Source organism: Rubellimicrobium sp. CFH 75288, assembly GCF_009904055.1.
In the GTDB taxonomy this organism is placed as follows: Bacteria; Pseudomonadota; Alphaproteobacteria; order Rhodobacterales; family Rhodobacteraceae; genus Rubellimicrobium.
The window spans coordinates 1-22,878 of sequence record NZ_WYDP01000008.1 but is presented as its reverse complement, the minus strand read 5'-3'; the positions used below and the strand labels follow the sequence as shown (position 1 = coordinate 22,878).

The window sequence follows — 22,878 nt, the reverse complement described above, 5'->3', positions numbered from 1 at the left end:
GCGCGGGTTCCGCCCCGCGATCCCGGCGGACGTCCGTGTTGGCTTGCGGCAGCTGCCCCTGTTATAGCGGCGCCGTCGGTCCGTGGGGAGCAATGGTGGAGATGGGTGCAGACACTCCCCCGATCGTTCTCGTCGCGGAGGATGCGCAGGACCTGGCGGAGGCCGTTCTGGCGCGGCTCCACGGGATCTTCCCCGACCGTTCGGTGCATGTGGCCGAGACCCTCGGCGCGGCGGCCGCCGACCCGGAGGCGCGGATCGTCCTGGCGCTGACGGCCCCGCAGGAGGCCTTGGCGACGGCTCTGGCGATGGCCCCCGGCATGCCGGACGGCGAGCGCGTCGGTGAGGCGGCCCTGGCCGCATGGTGCGAGCGGGCGGCGGGACTTCTGGATGAGGCGCGCGCCCTGCGCGAGCGCCTCTGGATCGTGGATGCGCGCGCGATGGCCGAGGGGCTGCCGCAGACGCTGAATCCCGAGCGGCCGAGCCGGTCCCGCCGGACAGAGCCGGCGGTGCCGCCGCCGCCCTTGGTGCACCTGCTCGTGGCCGACCGCCTGATCCGGAGCGACGCGCGGGCCGCGAGGCTGGCCGCCGAACTGGCCAGCCTGCGTTCCGGACCGCCGGCCTGGCGGTTCGACGCCGCCTTTGCGGATCGGGTTCTGGAGGACTGGCACGCGACCCGGACCGAAATCGCTCTGCTGCGCCGAACGGTGCTGCTCCTCCAGGAGGCGGCGGACGAGGCGCTGGCCCGCTCGGCCGCCATCGACGCCACCGGCGCGGCGCAGCGGGAGGCGCGGGCGCGGCTGGAGGAACGCCTCGCCCGGGCGGAGGCGGACCGCCAGCAGCGGGAAGGATTCCTGGGTGCCGAAATCCTGCGGCTGAGCGCGCTGCTCGCGGACGAGCGCCGGCGCCTGCTCGACGACCTGGCAGCCGCGCAGGACGAGATTGCCCGCCTGCGCAGCTCCACCTCCTGGCGCGTCACGGCCCCCCTGCGCGCCGTGGGCCGGCAGTTGCGGCGGTCCTGAACCCGAAGCCCGCCCCTCAGGCGAAACCGCCCGCCCGCAGCCGGACCGGCCTGGCCCCCGGCGTCAGCCGCTCCACGGCGTCCAGAATGCCGTCCGTGTCGATCCCGTAATGGCGGTAGAGGTCGGCGATGGTGCCGGTCTGGCCGAAATGCTCCACGCCCAGCGGCACGGTCCGGTGGCCGGCGACCGCGCCCAGCCAGGCCAGCGCGGCCGGGTGTCCGTCGATCACGGTGACGAGCGTGCAGGATCGCGGCAGCGGATCGAGAAGGCGTTCCGCGAGGCTGCGCGCCGTGCGGTGCCCGCGCGCCCGCGCACGGCGGGCAGCCGTCCAGCCGGCATTGAGCCGATCGGCCGAGGTCACGGCGAGAAGGCCCACATCGCGCCGGCTTTCCGCCAGTGCGCCGGTCGCGGCGATCGCCTCCGGCGCGACGGCGCCCTGATAGGCGATCACCACCTCGCAATTGGGGCCCGGTGGGCGCAGCCAGTAGGCGCCGTCCAGCACGCCCTGCGCAAAGGCCGGATCGGCCCGCCGGACGACCTGTTCGAGCGGGCGGGTGGACAGGCGCAGATAGACCGAGCCGCCCGTCTCGTCCCGCAGCCAGGTCCGCTCGTCGGGGTCGCCCTCGCCGTCGCGCTGCAGGTAGTCCCAGCTCCAGTCGAGGATCAGCGCCAGTTCGTCGGCAAAGGCCGGCTCGAAACTGGCCAGACCGTCCTGCGCCACACCGATGAGGGGCGTCCCGATCGACTGGTGCGCGCCTCCTTCGGGTGCGAGCGACACGCCGGACGGCGTGCCGACCAGCACGAATCGCGCATCCTGATAGCAGGCGTAGTTCAGTGCATCGAGCCCGCGGGCCACGAAGGGATCATAGACGGTGCCGATCGGAAGCAGCCGCTCGCCGAACAGGCTGTGCGACAGGCCGGCGGCCGCCAGCGCGAGCATGAGGTTGGTTTCGGCGATCCCGAGCTCCACATGCTGTCCCCGCGGCGAGAAGGCCCATTTCTGCGCCGAGGGGACGCGCTGTTCGCGAAAGGTGTCCGCCTCCTCGCGCCGCGAGAAGAGCCCCCGGCGGTTCACCCACGGCCCGAGACTGGTCGAGACGGTGACATCGGGCGATAGCGTGACGATGCGATCGGCCAGCGCTCCCCCGCGCCGGGCGATCTCGTCCAGAAGGCGACCAAAGGCGGCCTGGGTGGAGATGATGCGTTCGGACAGCCGGGGTGCCGGCTCGACCGGAACGGCCGGGGCGACCAACCGGCGCGTCCCGCTTCGGAAGAAGGGCGCGCGGGCGAGGACGTCGCGCAAGCCCTCCGGGTCCTCCACACCGGCCCAGGGGTCCCATTCCCGCCCCTCGGGGACCCCCATTGCGGTGCGGAACTGCTCCATCTGGGCCGGCGTCATCAGGCCCGCGTGATTGTCCTTGTGCCCCGCGAGGGGCGTCCCCCACCCCTTGACCGTGTAGCAGAGAAAGACCGTGGGCCGGTCGTCGTCTGCCGCATCGAAGGCGTCGCAGAGGCTGGACAGGCAATGCCCGCCCAGATCCGCCATCAGCGCGGCCAGCGCCTCGTCCGAACGGCGCGCCAGCAGGTCGGCCACGCCCTCCTCGTGCCCGAGATCGCGCAGCAGCCGCTCGCGCCAGGCGGCGCCGCCCTGGAAGGCGAGAGCGGAATAGATCGCGTTGGGGCAGTCGTCGATCCAGCGGCGCAGCGCCTCGCCCCCCGGTTCGGCAAAGGCGGCCCGCTGGAGAGCCCCGTACTTGAGGCGTACCACCCGCCAGCCGAAGGCGTCGAACACGGCCTCGATGCGCGACCAGAGCCCTTCGCGCACCACCCCGTCCAGCGACTGGCGGTTGTAGTCGATGATCCACCAGACGCGGCGCAGGTCGTGCTTCCAGCCCTCCTGGAGAGCTTCGTAGATGTTGCCCTCGTCGAGTTCGGCATCGCCGAGCACCGCGACCATTCGTCCTGCCTCCGCCGGTCCCCAGCCGTGTCCGATCAGGTAGTCCTGCACCAGCGATGCGAAGAGGGGCAGCGCCGCCCCCAGTCCCACCGAGCCCGTGGAGAAGTCGATCTCGGGTCCGTCCTTGGTCCGGGACGGGTAGGATTGCGCGCCGCCCCAGCCCCGGAAGGTCTCGAGCCGCTCGCGCGTCTGCCGCCCCATCAGGTAGAGGATGGCGTGGAGGACCGGACCGGCATGGGGCTTGACCGCGACGCGATCGCCCGGCCGGAGCGCGTGGAAGTAGAGGGCAGCGAGAATCGCCGCGGAGGAGGCCGAGGACGCCTGATGGCCGCCCACCTTGACGTCGCCCTCGGCCTTGGGCCGGAGGTGGTTGGCATGGTGGATCATCCAGCAGGACAGCCAAAGCAGCCGGCGGTGGAGGATCTCGAGCGCGGCGGCATCACGCATGGTCTTGCGCCTCCCTCGGCGGATGGGGCGATGCGGGACCTTCGGCGATGATCTGCCTGATCTCCTCCTCGACCGTGTCGATGATCGCCCCGATGGCGGCGACGGCCGAGTCGGCATCGCCGCGCTGGATGGCGTCGCTGAGGTCGCGGTGCGGCGGAAAGGATCGCAGGCCGAAGGCGCTGCGGCTGAACGGGCTTTCGGCGGACCGCTCGAACAGGGCGTCGAGCCGCGACAGGATCTGACCGAACATCGGATTGCCCGACGCCTCCGCGATGGCGGCGTGAAAGGCCATGTCGGCGGGGCGATACTCGCCGCGCCGCTCCACGATGGCGAGAAGGTCGTCGCAGAGCCTCGCGATCTGCGCCCGCTGCGGGGGGGTGGCGCGCAAGGCAGCCTTGCGGCACGCCTCGATCTCGATCGCGCGGCGCACCTCGAGCAGGCGCAGCAGCGCCTCTCCCTCCAGCCGGACCATGACCGGGACGGCCGGAGACGGGGGCGGAAGGCGAGCGGCCAGATAGGTGCCGTCGCCGCGCCGCCGGCGGATCACGCCCAGCCCCTCCAGCCGCTTGAGCGATTCGCGGATCGTGGACCGCCCGACGCCGAGGCTCTGGGCCAGCTGCACCTCGGGCGGCAGGCGGTCGCCGATCGCCAGACCCGCGCGCTCGATCATGGCCGCGAGCGCGTCGAGCACCGCGGCCTCGCGGGTGCGCGGATCGAGCGGCTCCAGAAGCCCCAGCGCGGGATCGGCGGGCGACATGGCTCAGGCCGCTGCCGGCAGGGCGAAGATGTCCGCGAGCGCCGCAACGAGCCGGTCCATGTCGTCCCGGTCGTTGTAGCCCTGCGCCGAGACGCGGACGATCCGGTGCCCCGCCCAGTCGTAGCAGGGGATCTCGATCCCGTGCTGCTCGAGCAGCCTGGCCTGGAGGTCGCGCGCCTCGCCCCGGGCCGGGACCCTCAGCGCGGCCATCTGTGGGGCCCGGAACTCGGGGCCGGAGAGAGGAGACAGTCCCGTCAGCTCCGCCATGCGCGCCTCGACGCCGTCCACGAGGGTGCGGCACCGCTCCGCGACCCGGTCCCAGTCGTGCTCCCTGCGGAAGCGGATCGCGGCAGGGACGGCCAGAAAGGCCGCCGGGTCCCGGGTGCCCTGCATCTCGAAACTGTCCACGAAGGCGGTGCCGCCGAACGGTCCCGGCTCGGCGCGGTCGGCCGTCCAGCCGTGGCTGACGACGAGCGGCGACAGCAGGGCCTGACGGTCGCGGCGCGCGTGGAGGAAGGCGGACCCCTTGGGGGCCATCAGCCACTTGTGGCAGTTGCCGGCGTAGAAGTCTGCGCCGAGCGCCCGCAGGTCGAGCGGGATGTGGCCGGGCGCATGGGCCCCGTCCACCACGGTGAGGATGCCCCGCTCGCGCGCCCGCGCGACGATGCGCTCGATAGGCAGGCGCAGCGCGGTCGCCGAGGTGATGTGGGACAGGAACAGCACGCGGGTGCGGGAGGTCATCCGCGCCTCGATGGCCTCGGTGAAGGCCTCCTCCGACCGGAGCGGCAGGGGGAGGGGCGCGACCACGACGCGGGCCCCGCGACGGGCGGCGACGAAGGCCCAGGTCTTGTCGAGCGCGGCGTATTCGTGGTCGGTCGTCAGGATCTCGTCGCCCGGCCCGAGGGGCAGCGAACGCGCCACGATGTTGAGCGCGACGGTGGCGTTCGTCACGCCCACGAGGTCGTCGGCCTCGGCGCCGATCTCCGCCGCGAGCGCCTCGCGCGCCTCGGCGAGCCAGCGGCCATAGCCCCGCACGGGGTCGAGAAAGGCGACCGGCTGGCGCTCGAGCCGCAGCTGCCACGCCTGATACTCCTCGAAGACGGGACGAGGGCAGGCACCGAAGGAGCCGTGATTGAGGAAGGTGACGGCCGGGTCGAGGAGGAAGTGGCCGTGCAGGGGATGCGGCATGGTCAGCTGCCCTTCAGCGTGGGGTCCAGCGCGTCCCGCAGGCCGTCGCCGAAGAGGGTGGTCGCCAGCACCGTCACGGCCAGAGCCGCGGTCGGAAACACGGCGAGATGCCAGTAGAAGTACATGAAGTTGGTCCCGATGTTGATCATCTGCCCCCAGCTCGGCGTCGGGGGCGGAACGCCCACGCCGAGGAAGCTGAGCGAGGCCTCGAGCATCATGGCCAGCGGGATGGCGAGGACGAAGCCCACGATGATCGGGGAGATGGCGTTGGGCACGAGGTGGTGGCGGATGATGTAGCCCGGCGAGGCGCCGAGCGCGCGCGCCGCGCGGACGAATTCCTTTTCCTTGAAGGCAAGGACCTGCGCGCGGATCAGCAGGCAGACCTGAACCCAGCCGAACAGTCCGGCGATGAGGATGATCGTCCAGAACCCCCCGCCAGACAGGGCGCCGAACAGGAGCGCGGCGAGCAGCGGCGGGACGACGGAGAAGATCTCGATGACCCGCATCACCACCCAGTCGATCCAGCCGCCGTAATAGCCCGCCAGCGCCCCGAGCGGCAGACCGATCAGCACCGCGCAGAACGCCGCCGCGAACCCGATCGAGAGCGAGACCCGCGCGCCGTACACGATGCGCGTGAAGAAGTCCCGGCCGAGATCGTCCACGCCGAACCAGTGCGCGGCCGACGGCCCCTCGTAGGCGTTGCGCAGGAAAGCCTGTTCGTTGGGTCCCGCCGGCGTGATGAGCGGCGCCAGCAGCGCCATCAGGACGATCAGGCCGAGCACGGCGCCGCCGACCACCGCCGCGCGGTTGGCCGAGAACCGGCGCCAGGCGAACCAGAGGGGGCTGCGCTCGCGTCGCCGCTTGCGCTCCGCGGGCGGCGCGAGGCCGATCTCGGCAGTCATTCGCGGCGCCCTCCGGTGCGGATGCGCGGGTTGAGCCACGCATAGAGGATGTCGGAGATGAGGTAGGCGAGGCAGAACATCACCGTCAGCATCAGCATCAGCGCCATCTCGGTCGGGTAATCCCGGGTGCGGATGGAGGAGACGAAATAGGAGCCGAGTCCGGGGATGCGGAACATCGCCTCCACGAAGATCGAACCCGTCGCCGTGCCGATGAACATGGGCAGGAACACCGTCACCATCGGCAGGGCCGAGTTGCGCAGCACATGGCCGAACACGATGCGCCGTTCGGACAGGCCCTTGGCGCGCAGCACGGTGACAAAGGGCCGGTTGAGCGTGTCCAGCATCGCCGAGCGGGTGTAGCGGGCGTAGGTCGCCATCGGGATGGTCGCATAGGCCGCGATGGGCAGGATCCAGCGCCGCGGCTCGCCCCAGCCGCTGGAGGGCAGCCAGCCCAGCCAGACGGCAAAGACGAGGATCAGGAGCATCGAGGTCACGAAGACCGGCACCGTCAGGCCCAGCGTGGCCACCGCCGAGGCCAGGTAATCCACCCAGCTGTTGCGGCGCAGGGCGGCTGCCATGCCCAGCAGGATGCCGAGCGGCGCCCCGATCAGCACGCCGAGCCCGCCGAGCACGAGGCTGGGGACCCAGGCCGAGGCCAGGAGGCTGACGACCGTTTCGCCGGGGCTCTGGAACGGCACCCCGAAGTCGAAGCGCAGCACGCCGGCCATGTAGCGCAGGTACTGGACATAGAGCGGCTGATCGAGCCCGTACTGGGCCATCATCCGCTCGCGCACCGCGGGCGGCAGGGGCATGTCGCCGGCGTCGAAGGGGCCGCCGGGGATCGAGTGCATCATCACGAAGATGACCACCGAGACCACGAAGAAGGTGACGGCGACCGAGACGAGGCGGCGGAGGATGAAGGACAGCATCGCTTTCCCCTCACGTGACCAGAACGCGGGCCAGATGGCCGGGCTCGACCTCGACCAGCACCGGCTCGGCCGAAGGCGGCGGGCGGCCCGGCAGATCGGCGGACGGCAGGCGCGGGATTTCGGCCTCGATCTCCGCGCGGTCGCGGAAGCGCCGCGCGCGCCGCTCGGACGGATGCGCGGCGGGGATCGCCTCGAGCAGGGTGCGGGTATAGGGATGGAGCGCGCGGGTGAAGATCGCCTCGGTCGGCGCCTGCTCGACGATCCGTCCGCCCCACATGACGGCCACGCGGTCGCAGAGCGAGCGGACCACCGAGAGGTCGTGGCTGATGAACAGGACCGCCAGGCCCATTTCGGCCTGAAGGTCCATGAGAAGGTTGATGATCTGCGCCTTGACCGAGACGTCGAGCGCCGAGGTGGGCTCGTCCGCGATCAGGATGCGGGGCTCGAGGATGAGTGCGCGCGCGATGGCCACGCGCTGGCGCTGGCCTCCCGACAGTTCGTGCGGATAGCGGTTGCCGTAGCCCGCCAGTCCGACGCGGGCCAGCCAGTCGAGCGCGCGCTCCCGCTGCTCGCGCGGGGTGCCGATCCCGTGGATGCGCAGCGGCTCGGCCACGCTGCGGGCGAGCGTGAACATCGGATCGAGCGCCGAATAGCTGTCCTGGAACACGACCTGCATCCGGCGCCGGAACGGCCGCAACCGCGCAGGCGGCAGGTCGGTGATGTCCTCGCCCTCGATCAGGATGCGACCCGCGCTCGGCTCCAGAAGCCGCAGGGCCACGAGACCGGCCGTGGTCTTGCCCGATCCGCTCTCCCCCACCAGCGCGACGATGCTGCGCGGCGGCAGCATCAGGTCCACGTCCACGAGGGCATGAAGGCGTTCCGTCCGCGCGAAGGGTCCGAAGCCCGAGCGCAGCGTGAAGGTCTTGCACAGGGTCCGAAGCTCGAGCGCCGGCTGCATCAGGGCAGCCTCCAGCAGGCGGCCCGGGCCTCCCGCCCCGTGGCGGTCATGGTGGGCATCTCGCGCGCGCAGCGCGCATCGGCGAGGGCGCAGCGGGGATGGAAGGGGCAGCCCGACGGCGGATCCAGCGGGTCGGGCGAGGCGCCGGGGATCTCGGTCAGGCGCCGGCGGCCGGGCACACGGCCCGGCACGGAGGCCAGCAGCGCACGCGTATAGGGATGACGCGGGTCGTCGAAGATCTGCGCGACCGGAGCCGTTTCCATGACCCGCCCGCCATACATGACGGTGACATGCTCGCAGGTCTCCGCGACCACGCCCAGGTCGTGCGTGACCATCACGAGCGCCATGCCGAACTCGTCCTGCAGGGCCTTGATGAGGTGGAGGATCTGCGCCTGCACGGTGACATCGAGGGCGGTGGTCGGCTCGTCCGCGATCAGCAGGCGGGGACGGCAGGACAGGGCCATTGCGATCATCGCCCGCTGGAGCATCCCGCCAGAGAGCTGATGGGGATAGAGGTCCGCCACCGCGTCCGGCCGGCGGATCTCGACCCGCCGCAGCAGCGCCTCGGCTTCTTCGCGGGCCTCCCTGCGGCTCGCCCGCCGGTGCGCGCGGATCGTCTCGACGATCTGGTAGCCGATGGTGAAGACGGGATCGAACGCGGTCATGGGGTCCTGAAAGACCATGGCCGCGACCCCGCCGCGCATCCGCGCCAGCGTCCGCCGGTCCGCCTCCAGCACCGCCATGCCGTCGAGGTCCAGCCGCCGCGCCCGCAGCCGCGCCGGCGGCTCGCGGAGGAGGCGCAGCGCGGCCATGCAGGTCACGGACTTGCCCGACCCGGACTCGCCCACGAGTCCCAGCGAGCCGCCGGCCGGCACGCGCAGCGAGGCCCCCCGCACGGCCCGCACGATCCCCTCCGCCTGCGGAAACGAAACCTCCAGATCCTCGATCTCCAGAAGGGCCGCAGGCGCTGGGGCCGGTCCGGCGGCGGGGCCCGGTCCACGGCTGGCCGGGCCCCACGCGATCATTCCTCCACCTCGAGATGGGCGTAGAAATAGGGGACGAGCCGGCTCATCGGCGTCATCCCTTGCGAGTTCGGCTCGACCGAGGGGCCGGAGAGCCGGTCGCTGACCGCGAACATCTGGATCGGATGGACGAGCGGCACGATGGAGGCGTTGTCGATCATCACCTGCTCGGCCTGCCGGTAGAGATCCACCCGCTCCTCCCAGACGGGATTGGCGTCGGCTGCGGCCACGAGCGCATCGTATTCCGGAACGTGGTGATGATGCCGCCCGCCGTTGTAGAAGATGCCGTAGAAGTTCGACGGGTCGATGTAGTCGTATTCGTAGGGGGCCAGGAACAGGTTGTTCTCCCTGTTCAGCATGGCGTTCATCCAGTCCTGGATCGGCATGACCCGGATGTTCATCGTGATGCCCAGATGCTCGGCGAACTCGGCCTGCAGGTACTGGAGCATGGGCGCGGTGATGGCGCCGTTGTAGCCGCCCTGATCTCGATACCAGATCTCGACCTCGGGGAAGCCCTCGCCGTTCGGATAGCCTGCCGCGGCGAGATGCTCCCGCGCCCGCTCGGGATCGAACACCGCCTGCGCCGCGATCTCCTCCGAGAAGCCCGGATAGGAGGGAGGCAGGATGGAGCCGGCGGGGATGGCGAGGTTGCGCAGCACCGTCTCGGTCATCTCCTCGCGGTCCACGGCGTAGTAGAGGGCCTTACGCACATCGACGTTGTCGAAGGGCGGCGAGTCCATGTCGAAGGCGATATAGGATGTGGCAAAGATCGCGTTCTGACGCACCGCCTCGGGCATCCGGCCCTCAACGAAGGGGATCTGGCCGGCGTTGAGGGGCGTGAAGTCCACCTCGCCCGCCATGAAGGCCGGCAGGCCGACCTCGGGCGCCCCGAGCGTGGGGTCGATCTCCACGCGATCCACCTGCGATGGCCAGGGGCCGTTGTAGGTGGGGTTGCGGACGAGGACCATCGAGTTGTTGGACTTCTCCCAGCTCTCGACCGTGAAGGCACCGGATGCCACGATCGTGTCCACGTTGGTGGCGTAGTTGTCGCCGTGCTCGTCCCAGACGTGCTTGGGGACCGGATACCAGAGGCTGACCACCGACGGCAGGTAGGGCTTGGGCGTCTCGGTCGTGACCTCGATGGTCAGGTCGTCCACTGCGCGCACGCCCAGCGTGGAGGGGTCCGCGCCCTCCTCCGCCACCGCCTTCCAGTTCGCGATGCCGCCGGCAAAGTCCCAGTACCAGCCGAAATCGTAGCCCGTGGACGCCGCCCGCTGGAGCGCAAACACGTAGTCCTCGGCCGTCAGCGGCTCGCCGTCGCTGAAGACCAGGCCCTCGCGCAGGCGGAAGGTCCAGGTCAGCCCGTCCTCCGACTGCTCCAACGATTCGGCCGCCATCCCGTGCAGCTCGTATTCGTTGTCGAACGAGGTGAGCGGAAGCTGGATCATCTCCGGAAAGCCGGCGCGGGCATAGACCGTGCGCATATAGTCGAGATAGGCGCCGCTGGTGCTCTCACCCGGCGCCGAGACAAAGGTCTCCGCGAAGGCAGGCGCCGCAAGGGCGATCGACAGGGCCAGCGCGCCGGCCCGTGCGGGCAGGCCCGATCCATTGAGCAACATGATGTGCAACCCTCCTGACGCGCCCGTTCTGTCGGCCCGCGGCTCCCTGCGCGCTCCGGGTCCGCTGCCTCGGGCCGGTTCCCGTTCAGCCCGATTTGTCAGTTGTCTGACATTTTGGGACGATACGGATTGCAGGCCCTCGTGCAACCCTTTTCCTGCCCCCCTCAGTCGGGGCCGAGGACCTCTCCCAGCAGGGCTGCCGCCGCCGCGAGAACCGGGTCCTCCCGTCCGGCCAGGCGCGCTTCCGCTTCGCTGCGGATGGCACGCGCCTCGGCGGCAAGGACAGGGTCGCCGGGTGCCCGGGCCAGCGCCAGGGCCAGTGCGGTGGCGTGCTGTGCCAGACCGGTATCGCCGCGGGACGCCGCCTCGCGCGTTCGCGCCAGCAGCGCGACAGGGTCCGACTCCTGTCCCGAGAACGGGTTGGAGACGAGGGCCGAGCGCTCCGCCTCGAAGCTCACATGCTCGAGCCGCACGACGATCGCGGTCGAGACGATGAGCGCGAGAATCCAGGCGATCTGTCCACGCGCCGCATGCAGGGCACTACGCTTCCGCATCGCGAAACCTTTCCATGACCGGAAGATCGTGGACGGGGTCGGGCGTCCACAGCGCCGCCCGGATGACCACCAGAAGCGACAGCAGGTTGTTCACGCTCCACAGCGTGTTGGCGATGATCGCGCCCAGCGAGAAGCCGGGTTCGCCCTGAAGGAACGAGATCCAGCCCACCGCAAGGCTTGCGACGATCATGATGACGAACGCGATCTGCCAGCGCACCAGCCGGAGGAACCGGCCCGACGCGCGATCCTTGGGTGTCACCGGAAAGGCGATCCGCTGGCCGCGCAGGACGGCCCAGAGCGCGCCGAGATTGAGCGGGAACATCGCCATGTACCAGCGCCGGCCCCGCATGACCGACGTGCCCCAGAGCCCCACGAGCTGCGCCATCTCGTTGAGCAGGAGGAACGGGATGATGTGCAGGAAGAACTCGAGCGAGTAGGTGCGGAGAGGCGCGATGCCCGTGAACAGGAAGACGATGGGCGCAACAAGGAACACGATGTTCCACAGCGGCGACAGGTAGGAATAGAAGGTGGCCGCATACATCAGCTTCTGGGGCCCCGTCAGGCCGCGGCGCAGCAGCGGATTGTCGTTGCGCAGGATGTCGAGCGTGCCGCCCGCATACTTGAAGCGCTGGATCGACCAGCTCAGCAGGTCGTTGGGCGACATCATCCGCGACACGACCTTGGGGTGCATGACGGATTTCCAGCCGCGCTCGCGGTCGCTGTGCATCTGGATGGAGGTGTAGAGATCCTCCGACACGTGCAGCTTGAAGGGAGTGAAATCGGTCTCGCGCGCGCGGCTCATGCGGGCGGTGTCGCGCACGGCGTCGTAGAGGGCCGACTCGCCCGTCAGGCGCGCGGTCTGGCGCTCCTCCCGGCGCGAGACGTCCTCGATCCGCCGGGTCCAGCTGCGGATCGCCACCTCCATGAGCGCCTCGCGCCGGTGGACCGATGCCGCCCCGCAGCAGAACGAGGCATTGGCCCAGTTCCGCCGGTGCTGGATGAAGTCGTAGAACATCTGCGGATCGTTGCCGAACGGGTCCTCGCCCAGCCGGACCGGTCCGACGATCCGCTCCACGGCGCGACCCAGCCACGCCCCGGCCCGCCCGAGCCGGCGCGACAGCCACACCGCAAGCGGGACACCGGGCGGGATGTCCCAGAACCATTGCGGCGTCTGCACCCAGGCGACCTTGGGATCGCGGAAATAGCCCAGCGTCTCGGTCAGGAAGTCCGGGAACAGCCGGGTGTCCGCATCGCAGATCACGATGAGGTCGCCGCCGGTGTTGTCCATCGCGTTGCGGAGGTTGCCGGCCTTGTAGCCGACATTGTCGGAGCGCGTGATGTAGTTCGCCCCCTCCTCGGCCGCGACCTGTGCCATGGCGGGCCGTCGGCCGTCGTCGAGGACGTGCACCCGCAGGTCGAGCGCGGCCGGATAGTCGAGGCGGCGTGCATCCTGCAGGCCCAGCCGCACGAGTTCGGGGTCCTCGTTGTAGGTTGCAAAGAAGATGTCCACGGCGAGCGGCCGGTCCCCGCCCGGTCCGTCGGTCTCCCCGAGGATGTCGCCCGCCGTGACCGGAAGCGGACCCGGCCGGGGCGAGCGCGGCGTCCAGAGGTTCACGGTGTAGAGAACCAGCCCGATGAAGGCGAGCGTCTCGGCGACGGCAAGCGGCACGGAGAACCACAGCGCATCGGGATTGAGCGAGGAGGTCCAGCGCCAGACGATGTACCACGTCCCGAAGACGAGACTGGCCGTGGCCAGGAACTGCCACAACGCCACGTGGAGCGGCCCGTGATCCGCATGGGTCCACGGCTCCTGGCGTTCGAAGCGCGTCACCAGGGGACGCTCCGATCCCTGTTGCGATGTCACCCGACAGAACCTCTCCGACGAACAACCCCCGGTTGTTGGTAAAGAACGGGAATGTGGCACGGCCATGTTCGGACGGAACGCCCGACAGGGCTGTGACTGCTGCGCCACATCCGCAGGCGCCGGAGCCTCCCTTCGTCATGCGCGTGTTCAGCCGCCTCCCCATTGGTGCGATCCTCGGCGGCGTCGGTGCGGAGAGGGATGCATGGGGCTTCGTCCGCTCGGTCTTGCCCTCCTGGCGTTCGGAGTCGCGCAGGGCGCGAGCGCCGACGGGGAATACCTGCAGTTCGACTTCGCGCCCTCTGCCTCGAGCGCCGTGGCCAGCATCCAGAGGGGGGAGCATGGCATCGCGCTCGGCTGGTCGGAATGGGACGAAGGGTCCGCCGCAACCGCCTTCCTGAGCCGAAGCGTCCCGCTCGGCGGCGGGTTCGTCCTCAAGGCCGGCCCCTCGCTGCGCTGGGAAGACCGACCGGGTGAGGGGGAGGCCGGCCTGCGCCTGGCGCTCGAGCGCTGGACCCCCACGGAATGGGGCGGGATCTTCACGCTGGCCGACGTCAACAGCATCAGGGCCGAGTATCTTCTCCTGGCCGAGACCTCCCATGCGGGCACGGGTCTCTCGGCCGCCCTGACCGTGCAGGGCGACAATGCCGATTATCGGGAGACGGCGGCGGTCCTCGGCTACCGGCTCGGCGAATCGCCCGTGCGGCTGCGGCTCGGCCACCGCTTCGTGAGCGGCGACACGTTCGTCGGTTTCTCGATCAACACGTTCTGAACGGCCTCAGCCGAGGCGCTTGCGCATCCGCAGGCTGAAACGGTCCGGCGTCGTGTGCAGCGACACCTCGTCCATCGACAGGACGATGAGAGCGAGACCGCGCCCGCTTTCGGACAGGTTCACCAAGTCTTCCGGATCGATCTCCAGCGCCTGCTCGCCCGCGGCCTGCAGCAGCCCGTCCGGGACCAGGGGGACATGATCGAAGATCTCGACGGTCAGCCATTCGGGATCGACATCGAGCGACAGGACCAGGTCCGTGTCGTCACGCCCCCGCACCTGTCCGTGCTTGATGGCGTTCGTCAGCGTCTCGGCCACGGCCAGCTCGACCGACGAGGCTCCCTCCTCGTCGAGGTGAAGCCGCGCGAAGTCGCGCGAGGCCATCGCGGCCGGAGCCACGCAGGCGAGGTGGCGGCGGACCCTCAGGCGCTGGCCGGCCATGGCGTCTGCCGACGGATCAGGAGGCAAGCTTGGCCACGGCGTCCTCCACCGTCTCCGTGATGGGAAAGACCTTGTCCATCCGCGTCAGCGTCAGCAGCCTCGACAGGGTTCCGTTGGGGGCGGCCAGGGCGATGGTGCCCAGCGCTCCCATGCGCTTGACGGCCCCGATCAGGGCGCCCAGCGCCGAGCTGTCGATGAACTGCACCTGTGCCAGATCGATGACGATCTGCTGGTGTCCGGCCTCGATCCGCTCGATCAGGGTGCGGCGGAACTCCGGCGCATTGCTCGCCTCGAGCCGGGGCACGCGCACCCCGACCACCAGTACGCCGTCCTGCACCGTCTCCTCTGTCTGCATCCCGGTCAGACCCTCTCGACCACCACCAGGCTGATGTCGTCGAACATCTCATCAGCCGCGGACCAGTTGCGCAAGGCCGCCTCGATGCCGGCGATCAGATCCTCCGACGGCAGGGCGCTCAGCCGTCCGACCAGATCCATGAACCGATCCTCGCCGAAGATCGATCCGGTGTCGTCCTGCACGTCGTAGATCCCGTCCGAAAAGACCAGGAGCCGCTCGCCGGCGCGCAGGGTGAAGGGGATGTCGCGCCAGCCGGGCTCCGGGACCACCCCCACCGGCACGCCGCCCTCGCCCAGGCGGGCGGGCGGTGCCCCGGACCCGAGCAGGACGGGATAGGGATGTCCCGCCTGCACCAGCGAGCCTTCGCCGGTGCGGCCGTCCAGCACGGCGGCCAGCGCGGTGAAATAGGGCAGATCCTCGCGCCAGCCCCGGTTCACGTCCTCCATGGCCTGCGCCGGCCCCTCCTCCGGGCCGAGCGCGTCGAGGGCACGGCGCAGCGCGATATGGGCGGCCACCGAGACCAGGCTTGCCGCGGCGCCATGCCCTGCCACATCCACCTGAAACAGGGCCACCCGGCCGTCGGACAGCCGGAAGAAGTCGAACGTGTCGCCGCCCAGCAGACGGGAGGCGCGGAAGTAGGTGTCGAACCGGAAGCCGCCGAGATGCCCCGGCGGCGGAAGCTGCGACAGCTGGACCAGAGCCGCTGCTTCGAGATCGGCCCGCATCTCCCGCGCCGCGGCGGCAATCCGGGCATGCAGTTCCAGCCGCTCCTGCTGGAGCCGCTCGCGCCGGACTGCGTTGATGCGGAACACGCGCAGCGCGTCGTTCATCGCCAGCAGGTCCGCCAACGGCGTGCGCAGCACACCCACGGGACGCAGGTCGCCCTCGGCCAGACGCAGCATCGTCCGCCGCATCTCCCCCAGGGGTCCCACGACGCGCCGCACGATCAGCGCCGCGCACAGCAGGTAAGCGACCAGCACCCCGCCCGAGACCAGAAGCGACGCCACCAGCGCCCTCCATTCCGCGGCGAGGCGCTCTCCCAGATGCCGGCGTGCCGCCTCGTCGGTGGCGGCCAGCATCCGGCGCGTCAGCTCGTCCACCTGACGGACGGCGGCGATCCAGCCTGCGACGGTGTCCGGGCTCACCGCGCCCGCGCGGATGCCCTGCAGGATGGCCTCCTCGGCGGGGATGTACTCGGATTCGATGAAGTCCACGAGGTCCGAGGCCGTCGTGCCGGCCATGATCGGATCGGCATCCACCAGATCGATGAAGGTCGGAGCCGCGAAGCGCGAGCGCGTGGTCTCCCGCGACAGAAGCGTGAGCTCGGCCGCCGAGGGCGTCCGCAGGCCGGTCAGGATCGACAGATAGGCGGCCGCGTTGGCGTGGATCGTGTCGTGGACCTGCAGCGCGTAGTTGCGAAACAGGTGCACCACCCCCATCGCCACGTCGGGCACCCCGACGGCGCGCAGGATCCGCATCCGCAGCGACCTCAGATCGAGCGCCAGCGCCCGCAGATCCGCCGCCCGCTCGGCCAGCTCGCGATCGTCGCGGGCCGGGGTGGAGGCGAGTTCTACCCTGATCGTCCCGAGCCGCGCCATCTTCTCCGCGACGGCCACCGCGATGTCGGCCCCGCCCGGCAGATCGGCTGCAGCGAGCGAGCCGAGCGTCGCCTCGAGGCTTGCCGCGGCACGGGCGAGGTCGTCGGCGGGATCGCGCTCCGGTTCGCCGCCATAGGCGAGCACGGCGAGGTCCAGCGCCGCCTGTTCCGCCGCCAGCAGGCTGTCGCGCAGGGCAAAACGCGTTTCCTCGACCCGCAGCTGATGGCTGTAGAGGCGATAGTCGCTCCAGCGGTCCAGCCCCAGCCACACCATCAGCCCGGCCAGGCCCAGCCCGAAGGCCGACAGGATCGCAAGCAGGACGATCCGCAGCGTCAGCCGGCCGCGGGCTCCGCGGAAGCGGGCGTCGCGGGCATTGGGCGCGACGGCCGATGCGGCGGCGTCGCCGCTCAAGGCGCTCGGCCGCCGACTGCTGCCGGACGGTCCAACGATTCCACCAGGATCGACACCGCGGCTTCGGCATAGGCGGTCAGTTCCGCCCTGTCGCCCAGCGAGAAGGTCCGGGGCTTGCCGTCTGTCAGGCAGAACGCTCCGAGGACCAGATCCGGCGAATAGACGAGCGGGGCGCCGGCATAGAACCGGACGAACGGCTCTCCCGTGACCATGGGATGATCGCGGAACCGCGGGTCCTCGAGCGTGTCCGCGACGACCATGACCTTTTCGGACAGGATCGTGACATTGCAGAACGCGAGGTGCCGCGGCACCGCCTCGATCTCCGTTCCTGCGCGGGCCTTGAGGATCTGGAGGTCGCGTGTCAGCATCGTGACAGCCGCGATCCGCGTGCCGAAATGGTCCCGGGCATCCCGGCAGAGATCGTCGAGTTCCGGAATGCGCGACGAAACGTCCAGCCCCGACTCCGCCAGGCGCATCAGCCGCTCGATCTCGCCCGGATGATTGGGCTGGTCCACGATCGTCGCGCCTCCTCTTGCTCCAAAGCCCGCATAACCGGATCGGCCATGCCGCGTCACTCTCCCTATGGGTGTAGACCCTGTTCCGGCAACAGCCATTGTCGGCGCGATGGGGCCTGTCCCTGATGCAGGACCCCGTTCCGTTTCCCGTGCGCCGCGGCATCAGCCTCGGGAACACGCTCGATGCGCCTTGCGAGGGGGATTGGGGTCCCCCCGTGAGCGACGGCGACCTGCGCTGGATCGCGCAGGCCGGTTTCGACACGGTGCGCCTTCCTGTGCGCTTTGCGGCCCATTGGGACGGCCGCGTCCGGCCGTCGCTGATGAACCGCGTGGAGCAGATCGTGGAGGCGGTCCTGTCGCTGGGACTGAACGTGATCCTGGACCTGCACCATTTCGACGCCCTCATGGAGGACCCCGAACGATACGGCCCTGTGGCGGCGGCCATCTGGGCCGAGATCGCCGACCGCTTCCGGGGGGCTCCGGACGGGCTGATCTTCGAGCTTCTCAACGAGCCGCGCGGGCGGCTCGGCGCCGTCGAACTTCAGCGGCTCTGGGCCTCGCTCCTGGCCGTGCTCCGACCGTCCCACCCCGACCGGTGGATCGTCCTGGGCGGCCCGGATCACAGCGCCGCCGAGCAGGTGGCCGCGCTTCCCCGGCCCGGACCCCGCATCGCTCTGACCTTCCACTTCTACGAGCCGTTTGCCTTCACCCATCAGCAGGCCGACTGGCTGCCGGTGCGCCATCCTCGTCGCGGCTGGGGCACTCCGCAGGAGCGCGCGGCGCTGGAGGCGGCCATCGCCCGGGCCGCCCGGACCGACGGGCCGGTGCTTCTGGGCGAGTTCGGCGTCACGGAAGCCGCCCCGCCCGCGGCCCGGCGGCGCTGGATCGAGGCGGTCCGGCGGGCCGCGGAAGCGCATGGCATGGGCTGGTGCCACTGGGCCCTGCGCGCCGGTTTCGGGGTGCTCTCCCCCGGCACGCACGAGTGGCGACCCGGCCTGCGGGCCGCACTGATGGACGGTTGATGGTGAGCCGTGCTGGACTCGAACCAGCGACCAACTGATTAAAAGTCAGTTGCTCTACCAACTGAGCTAACGGCCCCCTCCCCGCAGCTACGATGCGCCGAGGGGGCACGTCAACCCGCTCCGGGCGGCCCTTGCCGCGTCGCGGAAGCCCCCCGGACTGCCCTGCCGCGTGCCGCACGGGTCCTTTCCTCCCGCCTGCGTGAACCGGTCCGGCGGAACGCCCCAGATCGGGGGGCGTTGTCTCCCCGTCTGCAACGCAAATCAGGAGGGCGGACCATGTTCGATTACGGCCAGTCCGACAGCAACGTCATCACGTCCGACCGTGTGAACGGCACCGCCGTCTATGGTCTGGACGACCGCCATGTCGGCACCATCGACCACCTCGTGATCGACAAGCAGTCCGGCAAGATCGGCTATGCCGTCATGTCCTTCGGCGGCTTCCTGGGTCTGGGCGAGGAGTACTACCCCATCCCCTGGAACAAGCTGCGCTACGACACGCGACTCGGCGGCTATCGCACGGACATCACCGAGGAGCAGCTTCGCGGCGCGCCGGCGCGTCGCGACGACTGGTACCGCGACCGCGCCTACGAGGAGCGGCTTCACGGCCATTACGGCGCACCCGCCTACTGGGTGTGAGCCCTACGGGAGCGTCCGCAGGAGGGGTGCCGGTTCCGGCGCCCCTTCTTGCCTTCTGACGTTGACGCCACGACAGCCTGTCCTGTTACGCTCCTGTTACGGTCCTCGCGCAAGGCACTCCCCGATGGCGGCGCCTGTCTCCTCCGCAGGCAGGGCCGCGCCAGCACAGGGAGATGCACGATGCACCGCAGGGGCCTGATCCCGACCGTGATCCTTTGCCTTGCCGCGCCCGCCGCGGTCCGGGCGGAGGTCACGATCGACTGGTGGCATGCCATGGGCGGCGAACTGGGCGAGAAGCTCGAGGCCGTCGCGCAGGCGTTCAACGACAGCCAGGACGAGGTCACGGTCCGGCCCAGCTATCGCGGCGACTACACCGAGACCATGACCGGCGCGATGGCTGCCTTCCGCGCCGGCCAGCAGCCGCACATCGTCCAGGTGTTCGAGGTCGGCACGGGCACCATGATGGCGGCCCGGGGCGCGATCTACCCGATCTACCAGCTGATGGCCGATCACGGCGCGACCTTCGACCCGGAAGCCTACCTGCCGGCGGTGGTCAGCTACTACACCGACCCGGAGGGCAACATGCTCTCCTTCCCCTTCAACTCCTCGACCCCCATCCTCTACATCAACCGCGACATCTTCGAGGCCGCGGGCCTCGACCCCGATTCCCCGCCCGAGACCTGGGACGAGATGGAAGCGGCCTCGCTCCAGATCCTCGAATCGGGCGCCGCGCCCTGCGGCTTCACCACCTCCTGGCCGAGCTGGGTCCATCTCGAGAACTTCTCGGCCTGGCACAACATTCCGCTCGGCACCCGCGCCAACGGTTTCGAGGGCTTCGACACCGAACTCGTGTTCAACAACGACCTCGTCGCGCGCCACTGGGACAACCTCAAGCGCTGGGCCGATGCAGGCGCCTTCCGCTGGGGCGGGCCCGGCTCGGGCCCCGATGCCCTGCCCGCCTTCTATGCCGGCGAATGCGCGATGGTGTTCGCCTCCTCGGCCAGCCGGGCGGGCGTGCTCGCGAACTCGGACTTCGAGGTGGGCTTCGCCTTCCTGCCCTACTACGACGACGTCGAGGGTGCGCCCCAGAACTCGATCATCGGCGGCGCGACCCTCTGGGTGTTCCAGGGCCACGAGGACGAGGAATACGCCGCCGTGGCGCGCTTCTTCGAATACCTCTCCGAGCCCGAGGTCCAGGCCCGCTGGCACCAGGAGACGGGCTACCTGCCCATCACGCAGGCCGCCTATGACCTGACGCGCGAGGCGGGCTTCTACGAGGAGAATCCGGGCTCCGACATTTCCATCCGCCAGATGACCCTGAACCCGCCGACGGAAAACTCGCGCGGCCTGCGCTTCGGCAACTTCGTGCAGATCCGCGACATCATCTCCGAGGAGATGGAGGCCGTGATGGCGGGCACCAAGTCCGGCCAGCAGGCCGCCGACGATGCGGTGAGCCGCGGCAACGTCCTGCTGCGCGACTTCGAATCGGCGATGAACTGACCGGCTCTGCCCCCGGCCGCCCGGCCGGGGGCATCCTGCCTCCCCACCTCCCATGCAGACCAAGCGGACCACCTTTCCCGGCCTCTGGCTTCCCCTCGCCCTGCTCGCGCCGCAGGTGGCGATCACGCTGGTCTTCTTCATCTGGCCGGCCAGTCAGGCGCTCTGGCAGTCGGTGCTCCGCCAGGACGTGTTCGGCCTCAGCACCCAGTTCGTGGGCCTCGACAACTTCGCCCGCCTGCTGGCCGATCCGCTCTACCACAACGCGCTCGTGGTCACGTTCTGGTTCAGCCTCGGGACCACGGCGCTGTCCATGTCGCTCGCGCTGCTGTTCGCGGTGATGGTCAACCGCATGATCCGGTCGCGCGACACCTACACGACGCTGCTCGTCTGGCCCTATGCGGTGGCCCCGGCCATCGCGGGGGTGCTGTGGTGGTTCATCTTCAACCCCTCCATCGGCATCCTTCCCTACGTCCTGCGGGGGCTGGGCTACGACTGGAACCACCGCGCCTCGGGCACCGATGCGATGATCCTCGTGATCGTGGCGGCGGCCTGGAAGCAGATCAGCTACAACTTCCTGTTCTTTCTCGCCGGTCTGCAATCCGTGCCCCAGTCGCTGATCGAGGCGGCGGCCATCGACGGCGCGGGTCGGTTCAAGCGGTTCTGGACGATCGTCTTTCCCCTGCTGTCGCCCGTGACGTTCTTTCTGCTCGTGGTGAACGTGGTCTATGCGATGTTCGATACCTTCGGCGTCATCCACGCCACCACCGAGGGCGGCCCGTCCCAGGCGACCACGATCCTCGTCTACAAGGTCTATCGCGACGGCTTCGTGAACCTGAACCTCGGCTCCTCGGCCGCGCAGTCGGTCATCCTCATGGCCATCGTGATCGTGCTCACGGTGATCCAGTTCCGCTACATCGAGCGGCGGGTGAACTACTGATGGTCGAGAACAGCCGCTGGGCCGACATCCTCGCCCATGCCATCCTGATCCTGGGCGTTGCGCTGGTCGCCTTTCCGGTCTATGTCGCCATTGTCGCCTCCACCCATCCGGCGGGCACCTTCGTGCGCGGCGTGATGCCGCTGCTGCCCGGCGCCGAGGGCTGGGAGAACTACCGCACCGTCATCGTCGAGGGGCGCTCGCGCGCGGGCACGCCGCCCATCGGCGGGATGCTCTGGAACAGCTTCGTCATGGCCATGACGATCGCGCTGGGCAAGATCGCGATCTCGCTGCTCTCGGCCTTCGCCATCGTCTATTTCCGCTTCCCCTTCCGGCTGTTCTTCTTCTGGATCATCTTCCTGACCCTGATGCTGCCGGTCGAGGTGCGCATCGTCCCCACCTTCCAGGTCGTGGCCGATCTCGGCATGCTCAACAGCTTCGCGGGCCTGTCGATCCCGCTGATCGCCTCGGCCACCGCGACCTTCCTGTTCCGCCAGTTCTTCATGACCGTCCCCGAGGAGCTGATGGAGGCCGCACGGGTGGACGGCGCGGGCCCGATGAAGTTCTTCCGCGACATCCTCGTGCCCCTGTCGGTCACCAACATCGCGGCGCTCTTCGTCATCATGTTCATCTACGGCTGGAACCAGTATCTCTGGCCGCTCCTCATCACGACCGACCCGGACTACTTCACCATCGTCATGGGCATCCAGCGCATGGCCCGCGGCGGCGAGCAGGAGCCGCTGTGGCACCTCGTCATGGCCACCGTGGTGATGGCCGCCCTGCCCCCGGTCCTCGTGATCCTGTTCATGCAGCGCCTGTTCGTGAAGGGCCTGACCGAGACGGAGAAGTAGCCCGTGGCCTCCATCGCGATGGACGATCTCCACAAGACCTATCCCGGCGGTGTCCGCGCCGTCGAAGGCGTCAGCCTCAAGGTGGCCGACGGCGAGATGATCGTCCTCGTCGGCCCCTCGGGCTGCGGCAAGTCCACGCTGCTGCGCATGGTCGCGGGGCTCGAGACCATCACCTCCGGCACGCTGCGCATCGGGGACCGCGTCGTCAACGCGCTCGAGCCCGCCCAGCGCGACATCGCCATGGTGTTCCAGAACTACGCGCTCTATCCCCACATGAGCGTCTACAACAACCTCGCCTACGGGCTGCGCAACCGCCGCGTGCCCCGCATTGAGATCGACCGCCGCGTGCGCGAGGCGGCCCGGATGCTCGAAATCGACCGCTTCCTCGACCGCAAGCCGCGCCAGCTCTCGGGCGGCCAGCGCCAGCGCGTCGCCATGGGCCGCGCCCTTGTCCGGGAGCCCGCCGCCTTCCTGTTCGACGAGCCGCTCTCCAATCTCGACGCCAAGCTGCGCGTCCAGATGCGGGTCGAGATCCGCCAGCTCCAGCGCCGCCTGCGCACGACCTCGCTCTATGTCACCCACGACCAGCTCGAGGCGCTGACGCTGGCCGACCGCCTCGTGGTCCTGAACGGC

At 69.8% G+C, this 22,878-nt stretch carries 22 protein-coding genes and 1 tRNA gene; 8 read left to right on the top strand and 15 right to left on the bottom strand.

The features are described from left to right. Positions 1–101 precede the first annotated feature (101 nt). Positions 102–1,019, top strand: a complete 918-nt coding sequence (locus GT358_RS08555) for a hypothetical protein (protein WP_166582194.1) — start codon at positions 102–104, stop codon at positions 1,017–1,019. 16 nt (positions 1,020–1,035) lie between these two features. Here the strand turns inward: GT358_RS08555 and GT358_RS08550 are convergent, their stop codons facing one another. The 10 genes from GT358_RS08550 to GT358_RS08505 all read right to left on the bottom strand — a co-directional run bounded on the left by GT358_RS08550 (position 1,036) and on the right by GT358_RS08505 (position 13,183). Next, positions 1,036–3,423 (bottom strand): transketolase, encoded by a 2,388-nt coding sequence (locus GT358_RS08550; protein WP_166582193.1) that lies wholly within the window; start codon positions 3,421–3,423, stop codon positions 1,036–1,038. Continuing rightward, positions 3,416–4,180, bottom strand: a complete 765-nt coding sequence (locus GT358_RS08545; RefSeq protein ID WP_166582192.1) for a FadR/GntR family transcriptional regulator — start codon at positions 4,178–4,180, stop codon at positions 3,416–3,418. Before GT358_RS08545 ends, GT358_RS08550 begins: the two co-directional genes overlap by 8 nt. Positions 4,181–4,183: 3 nt before the next feature. Next, the gene (locus GT358_RS08540) at positions 4,184–5,368 is read right to left on the bottom strand and encodes an aminotransferase class V-fold PLP-dependent enzyme (RefSeq protein WP_166582191.1); all 1,185 of its coding nucleotides are present in this window, start codon (positions 5,366–5,368) and stop codon (positions 4,184–4,186) included. Between the two features lie 2 nt (positions 5,369–5,370). Beyond that, positions 5,371–6,270 carry an ABC transporter permease gene (locus GT358_RS08535; protein ID WP_166582190.1) on the bottom strand — a complete coding sequence of 300 codons (900 nt, stop codon included), beginning with the start codon at positions 6,268–6,270 and terminating at the stop codon, positions 5,371–5,373. Then, the gene (locus tag GT358_RS08530; RefSeq protein ID WP_166582189.1) at positions 6,267–7,199 is read right to left on the bottom strand and encodes an ABC transporter permease; all 933 of its coding nucleotides are present in this window, start codon (positions 7,197–7,199) and stop codon (positions 6,267–6,269) included. Before GT358_RS08530 ends, GT358_RS08535 begins: the two co-directional genes overlap by 4 nt. 10 nt (positions 7,200–7,209) lie before the next feature. Next, complete coding sequence (locus GT358_RS08525) at positions 7,210–8,157, bottom strand: ATP-binding cassette domain-containing protein (protein ID WP_166582188.1); 948 nt, start codon at positions 8,155–8,157, stop codon at positions 7,210–7,212. Next, a complete protein-coding gene (locus tag GT358_RS08520; RefSeq protein WP_166582187.1) occupies positions 8,157–9,182 on the bottom strand; it encodes an ABC transporter ATP-binding protein in 1,026 nt (341 codons plus the stop codon). Before GT358_RS08520 ends, GT358_RS08525 begins: the two co-directional genes overlap by 1 nt. Next, a complete protein-coding gene (locus GT358_RS08515; protein ID WP_166582186.1) occupies positions 9,179–10,798 on the bottom strand; it encodes an ABC transporter substrate-binding protein in 1,620 nt (539 codons plus the stop codon). Before GT358_RS08515 ends, GT358_RS08520 begins: the two co-directional genes overlap by 4 nt. A 164-nt stretch (positions 10,799–10,962) precedes the next feature. After that, the gene (locus GT358_RS08510; RefSeq protein ID WP_166582185.1) at positions 10,963–11,352 is read right to left on the bottom strand and encodes a hypothetical protein; all 390 of its coding nucleotides are present in this window, start codon (positions 11,350–11,352) and stop codon (positions 10,963–10,965) included. Further along, positions 11,339–13,183 carry a glycosyltransferase gene (locus GT358_RS08505; protein WP_166582184.1) on the bottom strand — a complete coding sequence of 615 codons (1,845 nt, stop codon included), beginning with the start codon at positions 13,181–13,183 and terminating at the stop codon, positions 11,339–11,341. The genes GT358_RS08510 and GT358_RS08505 overlap by 14 nt, the downstream gene beginning before the upstream one ends. Before the next feature lie 235 nt (positions 13,184–13,418). Between GT358_RS08505 and GT358_RS08500 the strand changes: the two genes are divergently transcribed. After that, on the top strand, positions 13,419–13,985 hold the full coding sequence (locus GT358_RS08500; RefSeq protein WP_166582183.1) for a hypothetical protein: 567 nt from the start codon (positions 13,419–13,421) through the stop codon (positions 13,983–13,985). Positions 13,986–13,991: 6 nt separating this feature from the next. Here the strand turns inward: GT358_RS08500 and GT358_RS08495 are convergent, their stop codons facing one another. The 4 genes from GT358_RS08495 to GT358_RS08480 are packed head-to-tail and all read right to left on the bottom strand — an operon-like array spanning position 13,992 to position 17,302. After that, a complete protein-coding gene (locus tag GT358_RS08495; RefSeq protein ID WP_166582182.1) occupies positions 13,992–14,423 on the bottom strand; it encodes an ATP-binding protein in 432 nt (143 codons plus the stop codon). Positions 14,424–14,439: 16 nt separating this feature from the next. Then, a complete protein-coding gene (locus GT358_RS08490) occupies positions 14,440–14,778 on the bottom strand; it encodes an STAS domain-containing protein (RefSeq protein WP_166582181.1) in 339 nt (112 codons plus the stop codon). Positions 14,779–14,783: 5 nt separating this feature from the next. Further along, on the bottom strand, positions 14,784–16,787 hold the full coding sequence (locus tag GT358_RS08485) for a SpoIIE family protein phosphatase (RefSeq protein ID WP_166582180.1): 2,004 nt from the start codon (positions 16,785–16,787) through the stop codon (positions 14,784–14,786). Beyond that, entirely contained in the window at positions 16,784–17,302 is a 519-nt protein-coding gene (locus tag GT358_RS08480; RefSeq protein WP_166582179.1) for a GAF domain-containing protein, read from the bottom strand. The genes GT358_RS08485 and GT358_RS08480 overlap by 4 nt, the downstream gene beginning before the upstream one ends. A gap of 125 nt (positions 17,303–17,427) precedes the next feature. Between GT358_RS08480 and GT358_RS08475 the strand changes: the two genes are divergently transcribed. Beyond that, positions 17,428–18,324, top strand: coding sequence for a glycoside hydrolase family 5 protein (locus GT358_RS08475; protein ID WP_243730793.1), 897 nt, complete (start codon positions 17,428–17,430; stop codon positions 18,322–18,324). Here GT358_RS08475 and GT358_RS08470 read toward each other — a convergent pair. Beyond that, positions 18,325–18,400 (bottom strand) — tRNA-Lys (locus GT358_RS08470). It lies immediately after the preceding gene. Positions 18,401–18,600: 200 nt separating this feature from the next. Between GT358_RS08470 and GT358_RS08465 the strand changes: the two genes are divergently transcribed. The 5 genes from GT358_RS08465 to GT358_RS08445 form a co-directional block, all read left to right on the top strand. Beyond that, the gene (locus GT358_RS08465) at positions 18,601–18,960 is read left to right on the top strand and encodes a PRC-barrel domain-containing protein (RefSeq protein WP_166582177.1); all 360 of its coding nucleotides are present in this window, start codon (positions 18,601–18,603) and stop codon (positions 18,958–18,960) included. Between the two features lie 180 nt (positions 18,961–19,140). Continuing rightward, the gene (gene ugpB / locus GT358_RS08460; protein ID WP_166582176.1) at positions 19,141–20,460 is read left to right on the top strand and encodes a sn-glycerol-3-phosphate ABC transporter substrate-binding protein UgpB; all 1,320 of its coding nucleotides are present in this window, start codon (positions 19,141–19,143) and stop codon (positions 20,458–20,460) included. A 52-nt stretch (positions 20,461–20,512) separates the two neighbouring features. Then, on the top strand, positions 20,513–21,397 hold the full coding sequence (ugpA, locus tag GT358_RS08455; RefSeq protein ID WP_166582175.1) for a sn-glycerol-3-phosphate ABC transporter permease UgpA: 885 nt from the start codon (positions 20,513–20,515) through the stop codon (positions 21,395–21,397). Continuing rightward, on the top strand, positions 21,397–22,245 hold the full coding sequence (gene ugpE, locus GT358_RS08450; RefSeq protein WP_166582174.1) for a sn-glycerol-3-phosphate ABC transporter permease UgpE: 849 nt from the start codon (positions 21,397–21,399) through the stop codon (positions 22,243–22,245). Before ugpA ends, ugpE begins: the two co-directional genes overlap by 1 nt. A gap of 18 nt (positions 22,246–22,263) precedes the next feature. Further along, positions 22,264–22,878, top strand: a 615-nt coding sequence (locus GT358_RS08445) for an ATP-binding cassette domain-containing protein (RefSeq protein WP_208103439.1), incomplete at its 3' end; no start/stop codon positions are given.